Annotated in this window: 15 protein-coding genes and 1 riboswitch; of the genes, 6 read left to right on the top strand and 9 right to left on the bottom strand. The window is 75.0% G+C overall.

The window, feature by feature from the left end; all coding sequences use genetic code 11:
- Positions 1–10: 10 nt before the first annotated feature.
- On the top strand, positions 11–814 hold the full coding sequence (locus ACY34I_RS10930) for a DNA-formamidopyrimidine glycosylase family protein (protein ID WP_462754522.1): 804 nt from the start codon (positions 11–13) through the stop codon (positions 812–814).
- Positions 815–1,055: 241 nt separating this feature from the next.
- Complete coding sequence (locus ACY34I_RS10925; protein WP_462754521.1) at positions 1,056–4,850, top strand: hypothetical protein; 3,795 nt, start codon at positions 1,056–1,058, stop codon at positions 4,848–4,850.
- A 71-nt stretch (positions 4,851–4,921) separates the two neighbouring features.
- On the opposite strand, the gene pspM is transcribed toward ACY34I_RS10925, so the two are convergent.
- The 7 genes from pspM to ACY34I_RS10890 form a co-directional block, all read right to left on the bottom strand.
- Entirely contained in the window at positions 4,922–5,701 is a 780-nt protein-coding gene (pspM, locus tag ACY34I_RS10920; protein ID WP_462754520.1) for a phage shock envelope stress response protein PspM, read from the bottom strand.
- A gap of 16 nt (positions 5,702–5,717) precedes the next feature.
- The gene (locus tag ACY34I_RS10915; protein WP_462754519.1) at positions 5,718–6,584 is read right to left on the bottom strand and encodes a PspA/IM30 family protein; all 867 of its coding nucleotides are present in this window, start codon (positions 6,582–6,584) and stop codon (positions 5,718–5,720) included.
- 175 nt (positions 6,585–6,759) lie between these two features.
- Positions 6,760–7,209 (bottom strand): helix-turn-helix domain-containing protein, encoded by a 450-nt coding sequence (locus ACY34I_RS10910; protein WP_148795106.1) that lies wholly within the window; start codon positions 7,207–7,209, stop codon positions 6,760–6,762.
- Positions 7,210–7,407: 198 nt separating this feature from the next.
- The gene (locus tag ACY34I_RS10905; RefSeq protein WP_462754517.1) at positions 7,408–7,983 is read right to left on the bottom strand and encodes a CinA family protein; all 576 of its coding nucleotides are present in this window, start codon (positions 7,981–7,983) and stop codon (positions 7,408–7,410) included.
- A gap of 30 nt (positions 7,984–8,013) precedes the next feature.
- Complete coding sequence (gene pgsA, locus ACY34I_RS10900; protein WP_462754618.1) at positions 8,014–8,604, bottom strand: CDP-diacylglycerol--glycerol-3-phosphate 3-phosphatidyltransferase; 591 nt, start codon at positions 8,602–8,604, stop codon at positions 8,014–8,016.
- A gap of 77 nt (positions 8,605–8,681) precedes the next feature.
- On the bottom strand, positions 8,682–10,214 hold the full coding sequence (rimO, locus tag ACY34I_RS10895; RefSeq protein ID WP_462754515.1) for a 30S ribosomal protein S12 methylthiotransferase RimO: 1,533 nt from the start codon (positions 10,212–10,214) through the stop codon (positions 8,682–8,684).
- 85 nt (positions 10,215–10,299) lie between these two features.
- Complete coding sequence (locus ACY34I_RS10890) at positions 10,300–11,223, bottom strand: ornithine cyclodeaminase family protein (protein WP_462754513.1); 924 nt, start codon at positions 11,221–11,223, stop codon at positions 10,300–10,302.
- A gap of 91 nt (positions 11,224–11,314) precedes the next feature.
- Positions 11,315–11,379: riboswitch (guanidine-III (ykkC-III) riboswitch) on the top strand.
- 51 nt (positions 11,380–11,430) lie between these two features.
- Between ACY34I_RS10890 and ACY34I_RS10885 the strand changes: the two genes are divergently transcribed.
- Together ACY34I_RS10885 and ACY34I_RS10880 are read left to right on the top strand one after the other, a co-directional pair.
- Positions 11,431–11,745 (top strand): DMT family transporter, encoded by a 315-nt coding sequence (locus ACY34I_RS10885; protein ID WP_148795100.1) that lies wholly within the window; start codon positions 11,431–11,433, stop codon positions 11,743–11,745.
- Positions 11,746–11,837: 92 nt separating this feature from the next.
- The gene (locus ACY34I_RS10880) at positions 11,838–12,083 is read left to right on the top strand and encodes a hypothetical protein (protein ID WP_148795098.1); all 246 of its coding nucleotides are present in this window, start codon (positions 11,838–11,840) and stop codon (positions 12,081–12,083) included.
- 157 nt (positions 12,084–12,240) lie between these two features.
- Here the strand turns inward: ACY34I_RS10880 and ACY34I_RS10875 are convergent, their stop codons facing one another.
- Both ACY34I_RS10875 and ACY34I_RS10870 read right to left on the bottom strand, forming a co-directional pair.
- Positions 12,241–12,618 (bottom strand): VOC family protein, encoded by a 378-nt coding sequence (locus ACY34I_RS10875; protein WP_462754511.1) that lies wholly within the window; start codon positions 12,616–12,618, stop codon positions 12,241–12,243.
- Positions 12,611–15,067 (bottom strand): DNA translocase FtsK 4TM domain-containing protein, encoded by a 2,457-nt coding sequence (locus ACY34I_RS10870; protein WP_462754510.1) that lies wholly within the window; start codon positions 15,065–15,067, stop codon positions 12,611–12,613. Before ACY34I_RS10870 ends, ACY34I_RS10875 begins: the two co-directional genes overlap by 8 nt.
- A 114-nt stretch (positions 15,068–15,181) precedes the next feature.
- Between ACY34I_RS10870 and ACY34I_RS10865 the strand changes: the two genes are divergently transcribed.
- Complete coding sequence (locus tag ACY34I_RS10865; RefSeq protein ID WP_148795092.1) at positions 15,182–15,661, top strand: YbjN domain-containing protein; 480 nt, start codon at positions 15,182–15,184, stop codon at positions 15,659–15,661.
- Entirely contained in the window at positions 15,658–17,316 is a 1,659-nt protein-coding gene (locus ACY34I_RS10860) for a type III secretion system chaperone family protein (protein ID WP_462754509.1), read from the top strand. The genes ACY34I_RS10865 and ACY34I_RS10860 overlap by 4 nt, the downstream gene beginning before the upstream one ends.
- Positions 17,317–17,411 lie beyond the last annotated feature (95 nt).

Here is a 17,411-nt window from a genome sequence, read left to right as displayed (position 1 = left end):
GGATGGAGGGGTGCCCGAAGGTGACACCGTCTGGAACACCGCCCGCGTCCTCCAGCGCGCCCTGGCCGGTGCCCGGCTCACCGGTTCCGACTTCCGGGTGCCGCAGCTCGCCGCGACCGACCTGACCGGCTGGACCGTCCGCGAATCGGCCAGCCGGGGCAAGCACCTGCTGCTCCGGCTCACCGCACCCGAGGGGCACACCGGCGGGCGGGACTGGACGCTGCACTCGCATCTGCGGATGGACGGCGCCTGGCGCGCGTACGCCCCGGGCGAGCGGTGGGCGGCCCGGCCGGCGCACCTGATCCGGGTGGTGCTCCGCTCCCCCGGCGCGGTCGCGGTCGGCTACCACCTGCACGAGCTGGCCCTGATCCCGACCGCGGCGGAGGAGTCGCTGGTCGGCCATCTCGGGCCGGACCTGCTCGGGCCGGACTGGGACCCGGACGAGGCCGTCCGCCGGCTGGCCGCCCGCCCCGACGAGACCATCGGCGAGGCGCTGCTGGACCAGCGCAACCTGGCCGGCGTAGGCAACCTGTACAAGTGCGAGGTGCTCTTCCTGCGCGGCATCTCGCCGTGGACGCGGGTCGGCGCGGTGCCCGACCTGGCCGGCACGGTCGTGCTCGCGCAGCGGTTGCTCGCCGCGAACCGGGGCCGCTGGACGCAGAGCACCACCGGCTCACTGCGGCGGGGGCAGACCAGCTACGTGTACGGCCGCCGGGCCCAGCCCTGCCGGCGCTGCGGCACCGCCGTCCAGCAGGCGGAACTGGGCGAGCGGGTCACCTACTGGTGCCCCGCCTGCCAGCCGGACCGCTCCTGACCTCCCGGCTGGCCGGGGTCACCGAGCAACTCCATGCGGAGATCCACTTCGACCGCTGACCCCGGCCGCGGGTTCGTGGAACTTCCATGAATCACCAAGATCGCCCGAGATAGGGACGATTGGGTACTTCCCTCCCCGGCTTCCGAGTCGCATGCTGCGGTTGACTGCTCACCGATCGTCAGCAGCGGGTACGCCCGCCACGTCGGCGTGGCGCGTACCCGCCCCGATCCCGGGGAGAGCCATGGCCCTGTTCCGCAGATTCCGGCCGGGCTGGGCGGACCGTGCCGTCCGGGCCGCCGAGGACGACACGCCGACGGTGCCCGCCGCCCGGGTCCCCGAGGAGGAGACCGGGCCGGCGCCGGCCAGCCTCGACCCGGCCGCCGTGCCCCGCTGCTTCGGCCCGGTGCCGAACTTCGCCGGCAGTCCGCTGCCGATCCTCGACCGGACCGGCCGGCCGGTGCCCGGAACGGGCATCCGCAAGTTCGTCGACGCGCTGCCGGTGCCGGACGGATTCGACAACTCCAGCTCGGCTGGCGGCCATAATTCGGCCTCCGCGCCGCCAGGCGGCGCTCCGGACCGAACGAAGGCCGGGCGGCCACACAATCCGGCCTCCGCGCCGGCAAGCGGCGCTCCGGACCGAATGAAGGCCGGTCTGGCGCCGCGCAGCGACCTGAAGCCGTCGCTGGAGCCGTCGCCGGCCACCGCTGGGCTGGGCGCCCGGCTGCCGGTGGCGGTGCCCGACACCATCACCTGGCCCGGCTGCGACTACTACGAGATCGGGCTCCAGGAGTACGCGCAGCGGCTGCACCGGGACCTGCCCGCCACCCGGCTGCGCGGCTACCGCCAGCTCAACCTGGGCACCGACCCGTCCGGGCACAACACGCTCAGCCCGCCGGACCGGCCCTGGCACCTCGGGCCGCTGATCCGGGCGCGCCGCGGCCGGCCGGTGCGGATCAAGTTCATCAACCAGCTTCCGACCGGGCGGGCCGGTGAGCTCTTCCTGCCGGTGGACGTGACCGTCGACGGGGCCGGGGCCGGGCCGCGGGACGGCCCGGCGCCGTACCCGCAGAACCGGGCGGTGCCGCACCTGGCCGGCGTGCAGACGGCCTGGATCAGCGCGGGCAACCCGTGGCAGTGGGTCACCCCGGCGGGCGAGATCACCCCGTACCCCGTCGGGGTGGGGGTCGTGCCGGTGCCGGACATGCCGCCGCCGGGCGCCGGCGCCACCACGCTCTACTTCCCGAACGACCAGAGCGGGCGGCTGATGTGGCTGCACGACAACACCCTCGGCCTGGCCCGGCTCACCGTCTACTCCGGGCAGCTCGCGCTCTATCTGCTCACCGATCCCGCCGAGGAGGGGCTGGTCGAGGAGGGGGTGCTCCCCGCCGACGAGCTGCCGCTGGTGATCCAGGACAAGACCTTCGTGCCGGACGACGCGCAGCTCGCCGCCCAGGACCCGACCTGGGACCGGGACCGCTGGGGCGCCAAGGGCAGCCTCTGGCACCCGCACGTCTACCAGCCGCGGCAGAACCCCTACCGGAGCACCGGCAGCAACCCCACCGGCCGCTGGGACTACGGGCCGTGGACGCACGACCCGGACGGCGGCGGCAGCCCGTGGGTGGCTCCGGTGCCGAACCCGCACCACGACCCGGTCGCCGAACCGGAGGAGCCGCCGCTGGCGCCGGGGGTGCCGCACCCGTCAGCCGTTCCCGAGGCGTACGGTGACACCCCGCTGGTGAACGGGGTGGCCTACCCGTACCTGGAGGTGGCACCGCGGGCGTACCGGTTCCGGATCCTCAACGCCTGCGCGGACCGTAGCCTCCACCTCCAGCTCTACCGGGCGTGCTCGGACGAGCCGATGTGGACCGACGACGGCGACCCGGGCGAGCTGGAGGCCGGCGAGGTGCCGATGGTCGACGCGGTTCGGGCGCCCGGGCGGCCGGCGTACTGGCCCACCGACGGGCGCGAGGGCGGGGTGCCGGACCACCGCGCGGCCGGCCCGGACCTGATCCAGATCGGCAACGAGTGCGGCCTGCTGCCCGCCCCGGCGGTGCTGGTGAACCGGCCGATCGGCTACCGGTACGACCGCCAGGACCCGACCGTGCTCAACGTGGACGGGCACACGCTGCTGCTCGCGCCCGGCGAGCGGGCCGACGTGGTGGTGGACTTCTCCGCCGTCCCTTCGGGCAGCACGCTGATCCTCTACAACGACTGCCCGGCCCCGCTGCCCCGGTTCGACGCCCGCTACGACCACTACACCGACTCCCCGGACCGCACCGCGACCGGCGGGCTCCCCGCCGCCCTGCCCGGCTACGGCCCGAACACCCGGACGCTGCTCCAGTTCCGCGTGGCGGGCACCCCGGCGCCGCCGTACGACCTGGCCAGGCTGGCCGCCCGCCTGCCCGGCGCGTACGCGGCGAGCCAGCGGCCGCCGATCGTGCCGCAACCGGCGTACGACGCCGCCTTCGGCACCCGGACGCCCCGGGAGACGCTGGTCCCGGCGCGCACCACCTCGGTGACCTTCACCCCGGTCGGCGCGATCGCCTCGGTGACGCTGCCGTTGGCGGTGAAGTCGGTCGGGCAGGTCTTCGAGCCCCGGCACGGCCGGGCGGTGGGCCGGCTCGGCGTCGGCCACCCGCACGCCGGGCCGCTGGCCCCGGCCGCCCTGCCGCTCGGGCCGGTCGACCCGGCCACCGAGGTGCTGTACGCGACCGACCCCACCGTGCCGGTCGGCACCCCGGCCGACGGCACCCAGCTCTGGCGGATCGTCGGGGACGCGCCGGTCACCCAGCCGGTGCACGTCGAGGGCTGCGACCTGCAACTGGTCAACCGGGTCGGCTGGGACGGCACGCTCCGCCCGCCCGACCCGAACGAGCTGGGCTGGAAGGAGACCGTGCGGGTCAACCCGCGGGAGGACGTGATCGTGGCGCTGCGCCCGGTCCCGCCCAGCCTGCCGTTCAAGATCGGCGACAGCGTACGGCTGCTCGACCCCACCCGGCCGGCCGGCGTCCGCCTCGACGCCAGCCCGGTGAGTCCGGTCGACGGGCGACCCGCCACCGTGGTCAACCAGCTGGTCAACCTGGGCTGGGAGTACCGCTGGCAGACCCGGTCGGCGGGGCTGCGCGACCAGGGCATGAGCCGCCCCCTGGTGCTGCGGGTCGCCCCCAAGGCGCCCACCGGGCTGACCGCCACCCCGGCACCCGGGTCGGCCACCGCCCTACCGGCCATCGCGCTGGCCTGGACGGGCAACGGCAGCCGCCCGCCGGCGACCAGTCACCTGCTGCAGCGGGCCACCGACGCCACCTTCACCGCCGGGCTCACCGAGATCACCGTGGCGGCCACCGCCACCCGGTACACCGACGCGACGGTGACGCCGGGGGTCACGTACCACTACCGGATCCGGGCGGAGAACGCGGTGAGCTGCTCGACCTGGTCGAACAGCGTCCCGGCGTCGGTGCAGCTCACCTCCCCGGCGAAGCTGACCGCGGCGGTGCCACCGGCCGCACCGCTGCGGGTCGCGCTGCGTTGGGTCAACCGCTCCTTCGCCACCGGGGTGGACGTGCAGCGGGCCACCAACCCGACGTTCACCAGCGGGCCGGGGACCACCGCCATCGCGGTCGACGACGCGCACCTCGACGCGGTGGTCGCCCCGAACACCACGTACTACTACCGGGTACGCACCACGTACCTGGGCGCCGCCTCACCCTGGTCGACGGTGGCGACGGTGACCACCCCACCCCGGCCCGGGGTGCCGACCGGGGTGTGCGCCACCACGACCGCACCCGCCCCGGACACCGCCACGGTGATCCTGAGCTGGTCCGCCAGCACGCCCACCGGACCCGGGTCCGGGTTCGTGGTGCAGCGCGCCCTCGACCCCGGGTTCACCCGTGAGCTGGCCGCCTTCGGCGTCACCGGCCGCGGCTTCACCAACACCGGGCTGGCCCGGGGCGTCACCTACCACTACCGGATCCGGTCGTTCAACGTCGTCGGCACGTCCGCCTGGACCGGCCCCATCCCCATCACCACCCCCGACTGACCACCCGCGGCGTTGATCAAGAGGTTCACGTCAGGAATTCGCCCGCAAACTTCTTGGTCAACACAGGTCGGTCAGGGGGTGCGGAGCGGGGGGTTGGCGGTGCGCAGTTCGGCCAGGGCCGAGGCGACGCCGTGCAGCAGGTCGGTCGCCTCGGTGAGGCGGCCGGCGGCCGGGTGCTCGGTGCTGGGCCGGGCGTCCTCGGCGACGTAGCCGGCGGCGGCCACCACCAGCCGCTCGTACGCGGAAACCCCGCTCTCCAACTGGGCGGCCAGGGTGCCGTGGGCCTCGGCGAGCGGCCCCTGGGCCTCGCCGGGGGCGAGCTTGAGGGCCCGCTCCACGCTGGCCACCCGGTGGGCCAGGTCGCGCAGGGAGCGGTCGGCCTCGGCGGCCTCCTGGACCGCCGGCTCGGCCAGCCCGGTCAGCCGCCCGGTCATCCCGGCCAGCGTCAGCGCCGCCCGGTCCAGCCGGGCCCATGCGTTGGCCGCCGAGGTGCCGCGCAGCGCCAGGCGGGAGCGGACCCGGCGTACCTCGGACAGGACGCCGGGGCCGGCGGGCAGCCGCTCCACGGCGGCGACCAGCCGGGCGCGGGAGCGGGCGGCGGCCTCGGCCGGATCGAGGGCCGGCGGCGCCGGCACGGCGGCCAGCGCGCGGAGGTCCGCCCAACGCCAGGCGGCGACGGCGATGGCGCTGCCGGCGGCACCGGCCCAGGCGGCGTCCGGCAGGCCGAGCCCGGCGTACGGGGTCAGCACCGCCGCCGCCCCGCCGAGCCCGCCGGCCAGGACGCTCCACCGCCGGGCGGACCGCCGCAACCGGCGCAGCCGGCGGAAGTGTCGCGTCCGCTCATCCACCATCGGTCTCCCCCGCCCCTCAGCTCGTGGTGCTCTCCCCGGTGCCGCGCTCCCGGCTCATGCTGGCCCGGATCTGGTCCAGCCGGGCGGCGGCGGCCGGGTCGGCGGCGGGCGTGGGCTGCGCCTCCCCCACCGCCGGGGACTCCTGCCGGCCGGTGAGCCGCTCGCCGGCCATGCTCGACCGGATCTGCTCCAGTCTCGCCGTCCCGGCCGAGTCGAGCGTGGCCTTCTGGATCTCCAGCATCCGGCCCTCGACGGAGTTGCCGGCCAACTCGGCCCGGCCCATCGCGGTGGCGTACCGGCGCTCGATCCGGTCTCGGACCTCGTCCAGGGAGGGGGTGGTGCCGGGCGCGGTCAGCGCGGACATGGACTCCAGCGAGCGGGCCACGCTCTCCTGCATCTTGGCCTGCTCGAGCTGGCTGAGCAGCTTGGTCCGCTCGGCCAGCTTCTGCTGGAGGATCATCGAGTTGTTCTCGACCGCCTTGCGGGCCTGCGCGGCCGCGCCGAGCGCCTGGTCGTGCAACGTCTTGAGGTCCTCGGCGGCCTGCTCGGCGGAGACCAGCTGGGTGGCGAGCAGCTGCGCGGACTGCTCGTATCGCCCCGCCTCGGTCTCGTCGCCCCGGGTCCGGGCCTGGTCGGCCAGGACCAGGGCCTGCCGGGCGTTGGCCTGGAGCTGCTCGACCTCGGACATCTGCCGGGACAGCTTCATCTCGAGCTGGCGCTGGTTACCGATCACCGCGGCCGCCTGCTGGACCAGCGCCTGGTGCTGCCGCTGGGCCTCCTCGATGGCCTGCTGGATCTGCACCTTCGGGTCGGCGTGCTCGTCGATCTTCGAGCCGAAGAGCGCCATCAGGTATTTCCAACCCTTGACGAACGGGTTCGCCATCTCCGCGTTGTCCCCTCAGTAGCGTCGCGCCGCTTGGACCAGGCCGGGCGGGGTCGGCCGGCAGGCCGGACGGTGTGCCTCCATCGTCCCAGCCCGACGCCAGCGTGGCACCCGGACAACTCTGATCAACAGTACGCGGCGGTCGCCACCGGCGGCCATGGCGCGGCGCGGCGGATCAGGCTGCGCAGACCACGTCCCGGTCCGCGGAGCGGACCCGGGTGCTGCGCAGCGTCGCCTTGAGCGGCGAGTCCTGGCGGACCTGGACGGCCACCGACCCGTCGGAGGAAACCTGACGGACGCTCCGGTTGGTCGCCTTGCGGACGGCGGGCGGGGCGACCGGAGTCGACTCGACCGGCTGGTCGGCCACCGGGACCAGCACCCCTGGCATCTGCTCGGCCAGGGCGACCGTGTCGCTGACCTCGCGGAGCAGCTCGGAGAGGCGGGCGCCGAGCGCGTCGCAGATCGCGGCCAGCAGCTCGCTGGAGGGCTCCTTCTGGCCGCGCTCGATCTCGGAGAGGTAACCGAGGCTCACGTTGGCGGCGGAGGAGACTTCGCGGAGGGTGCGGTGTTGCCCCTGCCGGCGCGCCCGCAGAGCGTCACCGATCACCCGGCGTAGCAGGACCATCGCACCTCCCCCTGACGGGACCACCATCTCCGGCCGGTCGTGCCACGCCGGGCGCGGCGGACCGGCCCGGCGCCGACGTCGTCCGTCGGAGCCTTCCCGCAACCGTACCCGTTGGCCGCCTCGCCGACATCCCGCCCCGCCCCTTGAATCGCGCGGAGCCGGCCGGGAGGGTCGGTCGGCCGCCCGCGGCCCGACGGCTCACCGGTGGCCCGCCCCGGCCCGGTCGGCGTCGTCCGTCCCACCGGCGGCGGCGTCGGCGTCCCGCTCGTTGGCGGCGTGCAAACGGTCGGCGAGCAACCGCAGCGCCTCGATCACCGCGGCGGACCGGATGTGTGCGCGGCCGCCGTCGAGGTCGAGCTGGCGTACCTGGGTGCCGTCGGGGCCGGCGACCGCGACGTACACCAGGCCGACCGGCTTGCCGTCCTGCGGTTCCGGCCCGGCCACCCCGGTGGTGGCCAGCCCCCAGTCGGCGCCGCAGCGGCGCCGCCCGCCCTCGGCGAGGGCCACGGCCACGTCCGGGTCGACCGGTCCGCGCTCCGCCAGCAGGTCCTCGGGTACGCCGGCCAGCTGCGCCTTCAGCTCGGTGGCGTAGACCACCAGCCCGCCCCGGTACGTCCCGCTCACCCCGGCGATCTCCACGATCGAGGCGGAGAGCAGCCCACCGGTGAGGGACTCGACGGTGGCCAACGTCTCGTGCCGCTCCGACAGGCTGTGCACCACCCCGGCCGCCGGACTGCCGACGGGCCGTTCCCCCTGCGCGTCCCGATCATCCATGCCCCAGAACCTTCCCCTTCCCGCCTCGGCCTATCCATCCTCCCGCTCGGCGGGGCGGCGGAGGCGGAGAGCCTGGGCGATGTAGTCGAAACCGGTCAGCACGGTGACGACGACCGCGGCGCCCATGATCCACGGCCCCACGACGGCCAGCGGGTCCGGCATCGGCCAGAGGTACCAGGTGATGGCGAGGATCTGCAGCGCTGTCTTGATCTTGCCGCCCCGGCTGGCCGCGATCACCCCGTGCCGGATCACCCAGAAGCGCAGCGCCGTGATGCCCAGCTCCCGGACCAGGATCACCACGGTGACCCACCAGGGCAGCCGGTCGTACCAGGAGAGCAGCACCAGGGCGGCGCCGGTGAGCGCCTTGTCGGCGATCGGGTCGGCGACCTTGCCGAGCGAGGTCACCAGCGCGAACCGGCGCGCGATCCAGCCGTCCACGAGATCGGTCGCCGAGGCGACCACGAAGATCAGGCAGGCGGCCATCCGCCAGCCCGCGTCGATCATGTCGGAGGCGACCACCGAGGCGGCGAAGACCGGCACCAGCACCAGCCGCACCCCGGTGAGCACGTTCGCCGCGTTGAGCAGCGGTACCGGGCCCACGGTCGACTCCGCCCCGGTCATCGCCGTGCCCCGCTCCGGCCGCCGTGGCGTACCTGGCACCGCAACACCTGGCTCCCCCGCTCCGTCCGGGCCCGTCGTCACCGTGCCGCGCCGGGCGCCGCCGAGATCATCTCATCCGGTACGGCGACCAGGTCGACACCCTCGGTCGCGGTCACCGTGGCCCGGACCAGGTCGCCGGGGCGCAGCGCAGCCAGGTCGACCCCGCCGCCCGCCGGCGCCACCAGGGTGGTCGAGCCGTCCACCTCGGGTGCCTGGTGCGCCGCCCGCCCCTCGACCACGCCGTCGGCGACCGAGTCGACCAGCACCTCGACCGTCGAGCCGAGCCGCTCCTCGGCCCGCTGCGAGCAGAGCTCGTCGGCGAGCGCGCTGAGCTTGTCGTAGCGCCGCTTCACGGTGGCGGCGGAGACCTTGCCCGGCAGGCCGGCGGCCTCGGTGCCGTCCTCGTCGCTGTAGTCGAACACGCCGATCGCGTCGAGGCGCGCCTCGGTCAGGAACCGGACCAGCTCGGCCACGTCCTGCCGGGTCTCGCCCGGGAAACCGACGATGAAGTTGCTCCGGGCGCCCGCCTCGGGGGCGAGGGCGCGGGCGGAGGCCAGCAGCTCCAAAAAGCGGTCGGTGGAGCCGAAACGGCGCATCCGGCGCAGCACCGGCTCGCTGGAGTGCTGGAACGACAGGTCGAAGTAGGGCGCCACGCCGGGCGTGGTGGCGATCACCTCGACCAGGCCGGGCCGGGTCTCGGCGGGCTGGAGGTAGCTGGCCCGCACCCGGACGATCCCGTCGATCGCGGCGAGCTGCGGCAGCAGCTTCTCCAACGCCCGGGGGTCGCCCAGGTCCTTGCCGTACGAGGTGGAGTTCTCGCTGACCAGCACCAGCTCGCGGACGCCGGTCTTGGCCAGCCACTCCGCCTCGGCGAGCAGCTCGTCGGGGGTACGCGAGACGAACGCGCCGCGGAACGCCGGGATGGCGCAGAACGCGCAGCGGCGGTCGCAGCCGCTGGCCAGCTTGAGCGAGGCGACCGGCCCGGTGTCGAGCCGGTGCCGCAGCACCTGCCGCAAATGGGCCGGAGTGTGCTCGTCGGTCTCCGCGAGGGCCCGGGCCGGGGTCCCGTGGCCGGGCAGCGAGACCGCCGCGTCGCGCCGCTTAACCGGGGTGAGCGGCAGCAGCTCCCGCCGGTCCCGGGGGGTGTGCGCGTCGATGGCCTCGCCGGCCATGACGGCGCCCAACCGGGCCGAGATGTCCGGGTAGTCGTCGAAGCTGAGCACGGCCTGCGCCTCGGGCAGGCTGTCGGCCAGCTCACGGCCGTACCGCTCGGCCATGCAGCCGGCGGCGACCACCTTGGCGCCGGTGTCGGCCGCGGCGAGCAGCGTCTGGATCGAGTCCTGCTTGGCCTTCTCCACGAAGCCGCACGTGTTCACGACCACCACGTCGGCACCCTCGCCGTCGGTGGTCACCTGCCAGCCATCGGCGTGCAGCCGCGCGGCCAACTCCTCCGAGTCGACCTCGTTACGGGCGCAGCCCAGGGTCAGCAGGGCGACGCGACGGCCGTCGGGGGCGGACGACAGCTCCAGGTCGCGGCGCGGCGCGTCGGAAGGGGAGGTGGCAGACACCACCCGAGGGTACCGGGCCACGCCGGGAACCCCACGACGGCGGGCCGCCCGCATCGGCCGGCTCACAGTGCGCCCGACCGCCCGGCCGTCAGCGGGCCGCGGCGCCGACCCGGGCCAGCCGGTCCAGCAGGAAGACCTCGGTGCCCGCCAGGCCGGTGGAGCAGAAGACCGAGATCTGGTCCGCCCCGGTCCGACCCGGGACCGCCCCCGCCAGCACCGCACCCAGGTCGCGCAGCCGGCCGGCGTACGGCTCGACAGCGGTGAGCATCGGCGGGACGTACGCGGCGGCCTGCGCCGGCGAGTCGGTGACCAGCAGGTCGGCGGCGTCCAGCAGGTCGGTGCCGAACTCGTGCCGGTTGACCTGCTTGAAGCCGACGGTGTTGACGTGGGTGCCCGGGGCGAGGTCGCGGGCGTCGAGCACCGGCGTGGTGCTGGTGGTGGCGAGCAGCACCACGTCCCGGTCACGGACCGCCTCGGCGGCGGAGGCGACCGCGCGGGCCGCTACGCCCAACTCTGCCCGGACCCGGGCGGCGAACGCCTCCCGCCGGGCCGCCGAGCGGCTGTGCACGGTCACCTCGCGCAGCGGCCGGACCGCGGCGGCGGCCCAGACCTGGGTCCACGCCTGGCGGCCGGAGCCGATCACCCCGACCCTGGCGGCGTCCGGGCGGGCGAGGGCGTCGACGGCCACCCCGCCCAGCCCGCCGGTACGCCGGGAGCCCAGCTCGTCACCGACCGCGATCGCCCGTACCGCCCCGGTCCGCGCGTCGTGCAGCACGACCAACTGCCCGCTCTCCGGGTGCCCGAAGGTGTCGTAGGAGCGGAAGCCGTACCACTCGCCGGTGAGGTGACCGGCGGTGAGCACCATCCGGCCGCCGCCCAGCGGGGCGGACGCCCGGGGCGGGGCGATCAGCCGGCCCTCGTACGCGGCCAGCAGGGCGTCCCGCATGGCGGCGACGGTGAGCGGCGCGTCCACCGCGGCGGCGACGTCCTCGTCGGAGAAGAGCAGGGTCATGCGCCCCATGGTGCAACCTGAAGTTAACTTGAGATCCACCGTTGGTGGGCTTTCTCACCGCCTGGTGACCGCACCCCGGTGCTACCGTCGGCCGCGGCGGCCCCGTGCCGCCCCGGACGAGTGGTGGCGTACCCGGTCAGGCCAAGACGCCCCGTGTGACCGCCCCGTCCCGGCCCCGGTGGCCGGGCACTCGTCAGAGGTGATCTCATGGCCTGGATCGTGCTGGTGCTCTCCGGACTGCTGGAGACCGTGTGGGCGATCGCCCTCGACCGCAGCGCCGGCTTCAGCCGCCCCCTCCCCTCGCTCGTCTTCGGCGTCTCGCTGGTGGCGAGCATGGCCGGCCTGGCGTACGCCATGCGCGACATCCCCGTCGGCACCGGCTACGCGGTCTGGGTGGGGATCGGGGCGGTGGGCACCGCCCTGGTCGGCATGCTCGCGCTGCACGAGCCGGCCACCCTGCCCCGGATCGGCTGCCTGCTGCTGGTCGTCGCCGGCGTGGTGGGCCTCAAGTTCTTCCACTGAGGCCCGGAAGCGCCGACGTCCGGTTTGGCGGCCGGTGGATAGCGGGTAGTGCTCCCTCACCTCGCCCGAGGGCCTATCTGACGGAGGACACCATGGCCGACATGCCTGCCACCGCCCGCCCACGCAGCAGTGCGGCGCGCGTCTGCACCATCCTCGCGTTCGTCTTCGCGGTCATCGCGATCTTCTTCCTGCCGCCGCTGTTCGGCCTGGTCGGGCTGATCCTCGGCATCGTCGGCGCGGTGCTGGGCGACAAGCCGCTCGGCTGGTACGCCGCCGCCGCCAGCGTCGTCGGCGCCGTGCTCGGCATGGTGATCGCCGCAGCGCTGTTGAACTCCTGAGCACCCCCCGTCCCCTCCGCGGGCCCGCCGCTCGGCCGGCGGGCCCGCGGGCATGCCGGGCGCCACTCGCCGAGCGATGGCGGCGCGGGCCTCGGGACCGGGGGTCCAGTTGCGACCTGATCAGCGCCCGCTCGGGGCGGGGTGAAGCCGTGGGAGGTCAGCCGCGGTCGGCGAGCATGACCTGATTGCCGTCCGGATCGAGGACCACCGCCATGCGCTCCCCCCACGGCTGGTCCACCGGCGCGGCGAGGACCGTCACCCCGGCGTCGCGCAGTCGCTCGTGGGCGGCGTCGCAGTCCGGCACGTACGCCCACAGCCGGACCCGGTTGTTGGTGAGCGCCTCCGGCTCGTCCGACACGCCGAGGCCGAGGGAGCTCACGCCGAGCCGGAGGGCGACGAACTCCACCTCGCCGGACGCCGGATAACGGTAGGTCTCCACGCCGCCGAGCAGGTCCCGGTAGAAGCGTAGGGCGGCCGGCAGATCGACGGTGACCAGGATCGGGAAGAGTTCCTGGGCGCCGGGCGGCTCAGTCATCGCCGCCGCGCAGGCCGGCCAGGACCTCCTCCAGCTCGTCCGGCTTGACCAGCACGTCGCGGGCCTTGGAGCCCTCGGATGGCCCGACCACACCCCGGGTCTCCATCAGGTCCATCAGCCGGCCCGCCTTGGCGAAACCGACCCGCAGTTTGCGCTGGAGCATCGAGGTGGACCCGAACTGCGAGGTGACCACCAGCTCCACCGCCTGCACCAGCAGGTCCAGGTCGTCGCCGATGTCCTCGTCGATCTTCTTCTTGCTGTCCTGCGCGGCGGTCAGCACGTCCGCGCGGAACTCCGGCTCGCGCTGGTTCTTGCAGAACTTCACCACGTCGTGGATCTCGCGCTCGGTCACCCAGGCGCCCTGGATGCGCACCGGCTTCGAGGCGCCCATCGGCAGGAAGAGCCCGTCACCGCGACCCAGCAGCTTCTCCGCGCCGGGCTGGTCGAGGATGACCCGCGAGTCGGCCAGCGAGGAGGTGGCGAAGGCCAGCCGGGACGGCACGTTCGCCTTGATCAGGCCGGTGACCACGTCGACCGAGGGACGCTGGGTGGCGAGCACCAGGTGGATGCCGGCGGCCCGGGCGAGCTGGGTGATCCGGACGATCGAGTCCTCCACGTCGCGCGGCGCGACCATCATCAGGTCGGCCAGCTCGTCCACGATCACCAGCAGGTACGGGTACGGCCGCAGCTCCCGCTCGCTGCCCGGCGGGGCCTTGATCTCGCCGTTGCGGACCTTGCGGTTGAAGTCGTCGATGTGCCGGACCCCGTTGGCGGCGAGGTCGTCGTAGCGCATGTCCATCTCGCGGACGACCCACTCCAGCGAGTCGGCCGCCTTCTTCGGGTTGGTCACGATCGGCGTGACCAGGTGCGGGATGCCCTCGTAGCCGGTCAGCTCGACCCGCTTCGGGTCGATGAGCAGCAGTCGCACCTCGTCCGGGGTGGCCCGGGTCAAAATGGACACAAGCAGGGTGTTCAGGCAACTCGACTTGCCGGCGCCGGTGGCCCCCGCGATGAGGATGTGCGGCATCTTCGCGAGGTTGGCCACCACGTAGCCGCCCTCGATGTCCTTGCCGAGCGCGACCACCATCGGATGGTGGTCGCTCTTCGCGGCGCGCGAGCGGAGCACGTCGCCCAGCGCGACGTTCTCCGGGTCGGTGTTCGGGATCTCCACGCCGACCGCGCTCTTGCCCGGGATCGGGCTGAGGATCCGCACGTCCGGCGACTTCACCGCGTACGCGATGTTGCGGGAGAGCTGGGTGATCCGCTCCACCTTGACGCCCGGGCCCAGCTCCACCTCGTAGCGGGTGACCGTCGGGCCGCGGGTGAAACCGGTGACCGCAGCGTCCACGTCGAACTGTTCGAAGACGCCCGTCAGCGCGGCGATCACCTCGTCGTTGGCCTTGCTCCGGCTCTTCGGCGCGGCGCCGCTGCCCAGGATGTTGGCCGGCGGCAGGGTGTAGTCGCCGGCCAGCCCGGTGAGGGCGAGCTGCTCGGCCCGGGTGGGCAGCGGCGAGTGCTCCGGCGGCTCCACCGGCTTGCGGCTCGCCGGCACCTTCGCCGGCGGCTTGCGCGGCAGCACCAGCGTGTCCTGCAGGTCGACCCCGTCGAGGTCGTCGTCCGGGTCCGCCGGGTCCAACGGCGGCGGGAGGCGCTTGGCCGGTCGCTTGCGGGCCGGCTTGGCCGACGCCTCGGTCTCGGCGTCCGCCGCCTCCGGCGGCGCGACCAGGGAGCCGGCGAGCAGCCCGAGCCGCTCCGGGATCTTGTTGATCGGGGTCGCGGTGACCACCAGCAGGCCGAAGACCAGCAGCAGGATGAGCAGCGGCACCGCCACCCAGGGGGTGATCGCGGCCGCCAGCAGGTCGCCGAGGCCGGCGCCGATCAGGCCGCCCGCGTAGTCGCGCTGCACCGCGTCGACCGGATCCTGTCCGATGTGCAGCATCGCCGCGGTGGCGAGCAGCATGGAACCCCAGCCGACCAGGCCGCGCCCGCGGTGGGCCGGGTCCCCCGGCGTGCGCAACAGCCGCCAGGCGCCGATCATCAGCAGCACCGGCACGACAATCGCGATCGCGCCGAGGAAGAGCCGGACGGTGTCGGCCAGGCGCGCGCCGACCGGCCCGGCGCCGCCGAACCAGATGGCCACTGCGCTGAGGATGGCCAGGCCGAACAGGAGCAGCCCGGCACCGTCGCGGCGATGCTCCGGGTCGAGGTCGCGGGCGGAGGCAGCCTGCCGGCCGGCGGCGCGGACCGCCCAGCCCAAACCGTGCGCCACGCCCATCCACATCGCACCGACCGCGCGGCCCAGGTAGGCGGCCGGGCTCGGCCGCGCCGCCGGTCGCCGCCGCGGGGTGGCCCGGGTGGCCTTCTTCGCGGGCTGACGGGCACGGCTGTTCGTGGTACCGCGCGGCGACGCGACGCGCCGCCGGCTCGCCTGAGAGGTACGGCCCGCCATACAGTCACGGTAACGGCGGGACCCGGCAGATCGCCGCTTTTCCGGGTCGTGTCCGCGCGTCGCAGCGCGGGCCGCGCCGTCCGTTGTGTTATTCGCCTCAGAAGGGATGCCCTCATGGCGTCGCCGGAGATCGAGGACGGTCCGGACGGCCCCCTGGCCGGACACCCGCAGGCGCTGCGGCCGCTGACCCGCGAGCTGATCGCCGCCGTGCTGGCCAACCGGGGGTACGCGGTGGCCGAGGACGCCGACGGCGACCTGGTGGGGCGCTGGGACGAGAGCCTCATCTGGTTCTACCGGCGCGGCGCAGCCGGGGAGGTGCTCCAGGTACGCACCGTCGCCGGCCACCGCTTCGGCATCGAGCACGTCCCCGACCTGTACGCGTTCTGCAACTCCTGGAACCACGACCGGCTCTGGCCCAAGGCGTTCGTGCACGTGGCCGACGACGGGCTGGCCCAGGTCTGCGGTGAGGTGACCACCGACCTGGAACGCGGGGTCACCCCGCACCAGCTCGACCAGCTCATCGACTGCGGCATCGCCACCGGCTGCCAGCTCGCCGCCGAAGTGGGCCGCCTGCCCGGCGGGTCGCTGCGGTGACCACCTTCCGCGACCGGGGCCTGGCCGACGCCCTCGCCGATGCGAGGGACCTGCCCGACGGCGAGGCCCGCTGCGCCGAGCTGGACCGGATCGCCGCGCGGGCCGACGCGATCGGCGATCCGCGGACCGCGCTGGCGGCGCGGTTCGCGCTGATGGAGGCGTACCTGCAGCTCGGGGAGCGGTGGCGGTTGGTGGAGCCGGTGCGCCGCTGCCTCGCCGCGCTCGACCGGGCGCCCGGGCTGCTGGCCGGCCGCCCCGGCGACGCCGAGCGGCTGCACCGGCACCAGCGGCAGGCGGTGGAGGCGCTGTTCGCCACCCCCCGGATCGGCCTCGACCAGGCCCGGTCCCTGTTGGACGATCTCGCCGACCGGCTGGGCCCGGACGCCGAGCCGGTGGCCGAGCTGCGCTGCCGGCTCGCCGACCACCTCGGCGACGAGCCGACTGCCCGGCGGGAGTACGCCGGCTGGAACGACGACCGCGAGCCGGAGCGGGCGTACGACCATTCCGGCTCGACGAGCCCGACGCCGCGCCGCGACCCGGAAGGGTCATCGGCAGCCGACCCGGTCGCCGGTTGCCCCGGATGCGCCCCGGCGCGGCGGGCCGAGCTGCTGGCCGGCTGGGGCGAGCCGGTGGCGGCCCTGGCGGCGCTGCGTCCGGTGCTCGACGGCGAGGTGGGGTGCACCGACCAGCCGGAACGGGCGCTGGCGGTGGCGCTGCTGCCGTGGCTGCACACCGGCGACGCGGCCCGCGCCGCCCGCGCGCACGTGCGGGCGTACCGCCGGCACCGCCGGGAGCGGGGCGCGTTCCCGCTGCTCGCCGCGCACCTGCGGTTCTGCGCGCTGGGCGGGCACCTCGCCCATGGGCTGGACATCCTCGCCGAGCAGCTGCCCGGGTTGGACCGGGCCGCCGACGACCTGGCCGCGATGGAGTTCGCGGCGGCCGGCGCGCTGCTCTGCGGGCTGGCGGTCGAGGCCGGCCTCGGCGGGCGGCGGCTGCACCGCCCCGGGCACGGGCCACGGCCGGCCGCGGAGGTGGACCTGACCACGCTCGGCGGGCAGCTCCAGACGCTCGCCACCACGCTGGCCGGCAGCTTCGACGCCCGCAACGGCACTGGCCACCAGTCCGGGCGGATCGCCGCCTGGTTGGCCGAGCGCCCGCTCGCCGAGCCGGTTCCGCTGCCCACCGAGGACGACGCCGCCGAGTGGCCGGACGACGACCCGGCCAAACCTGACCCACCGGGCGAGGAGGAGCCGGCCCCGCTGAGCCTGGCGCTGCTCACCGCCGCCCTCGACGTACGCGGGGACGGGTACGCGGTGGAGCCGGACGGCACGGTGGTGGGGCGTTGGGGCGAGGCGGTCATCGAGTTCCGCCGGCTCGGGCGGCGCGGGGAGATCCTGCACGCGCGGGTGGTGGCGACCCGGCGGCTGCCGGCCGCGCGGCGCGCCGAGGCGTACGCGTTCTGCAACGCGTGGAACCACGACCGGCTGCTGCCGGCGGCGTACGTGCACGACCCGGGCGACGGGACCGTGGCGCTGGCCGCCGACGTCACCACCGACCTGACGCACGGGGTGGCCCCGGCGCAGCTCGTGGTGCTGGTCACCGCCGCCGTCAGCACCGGGGCAGCGTACGCCGAGGCGGTCGCCGCGCTGCCCTGACCGGGACGTGGCGCGGCGGCCTGGGCGGTGGCGGCCGGGACCCGGTCCCGGCCGCCGACGGAGTCGCCCGGCGTACCCGGAAACGGCAGCGCCGG

It is taken from the genome of Micromonospora sp. RTBAU3-60 (assembly GCF_054963695.1).
Note: the sequence above shows the minus strand (reverse complement) of the source record. Positions and strands in the feature narration are given on the sequence as shown.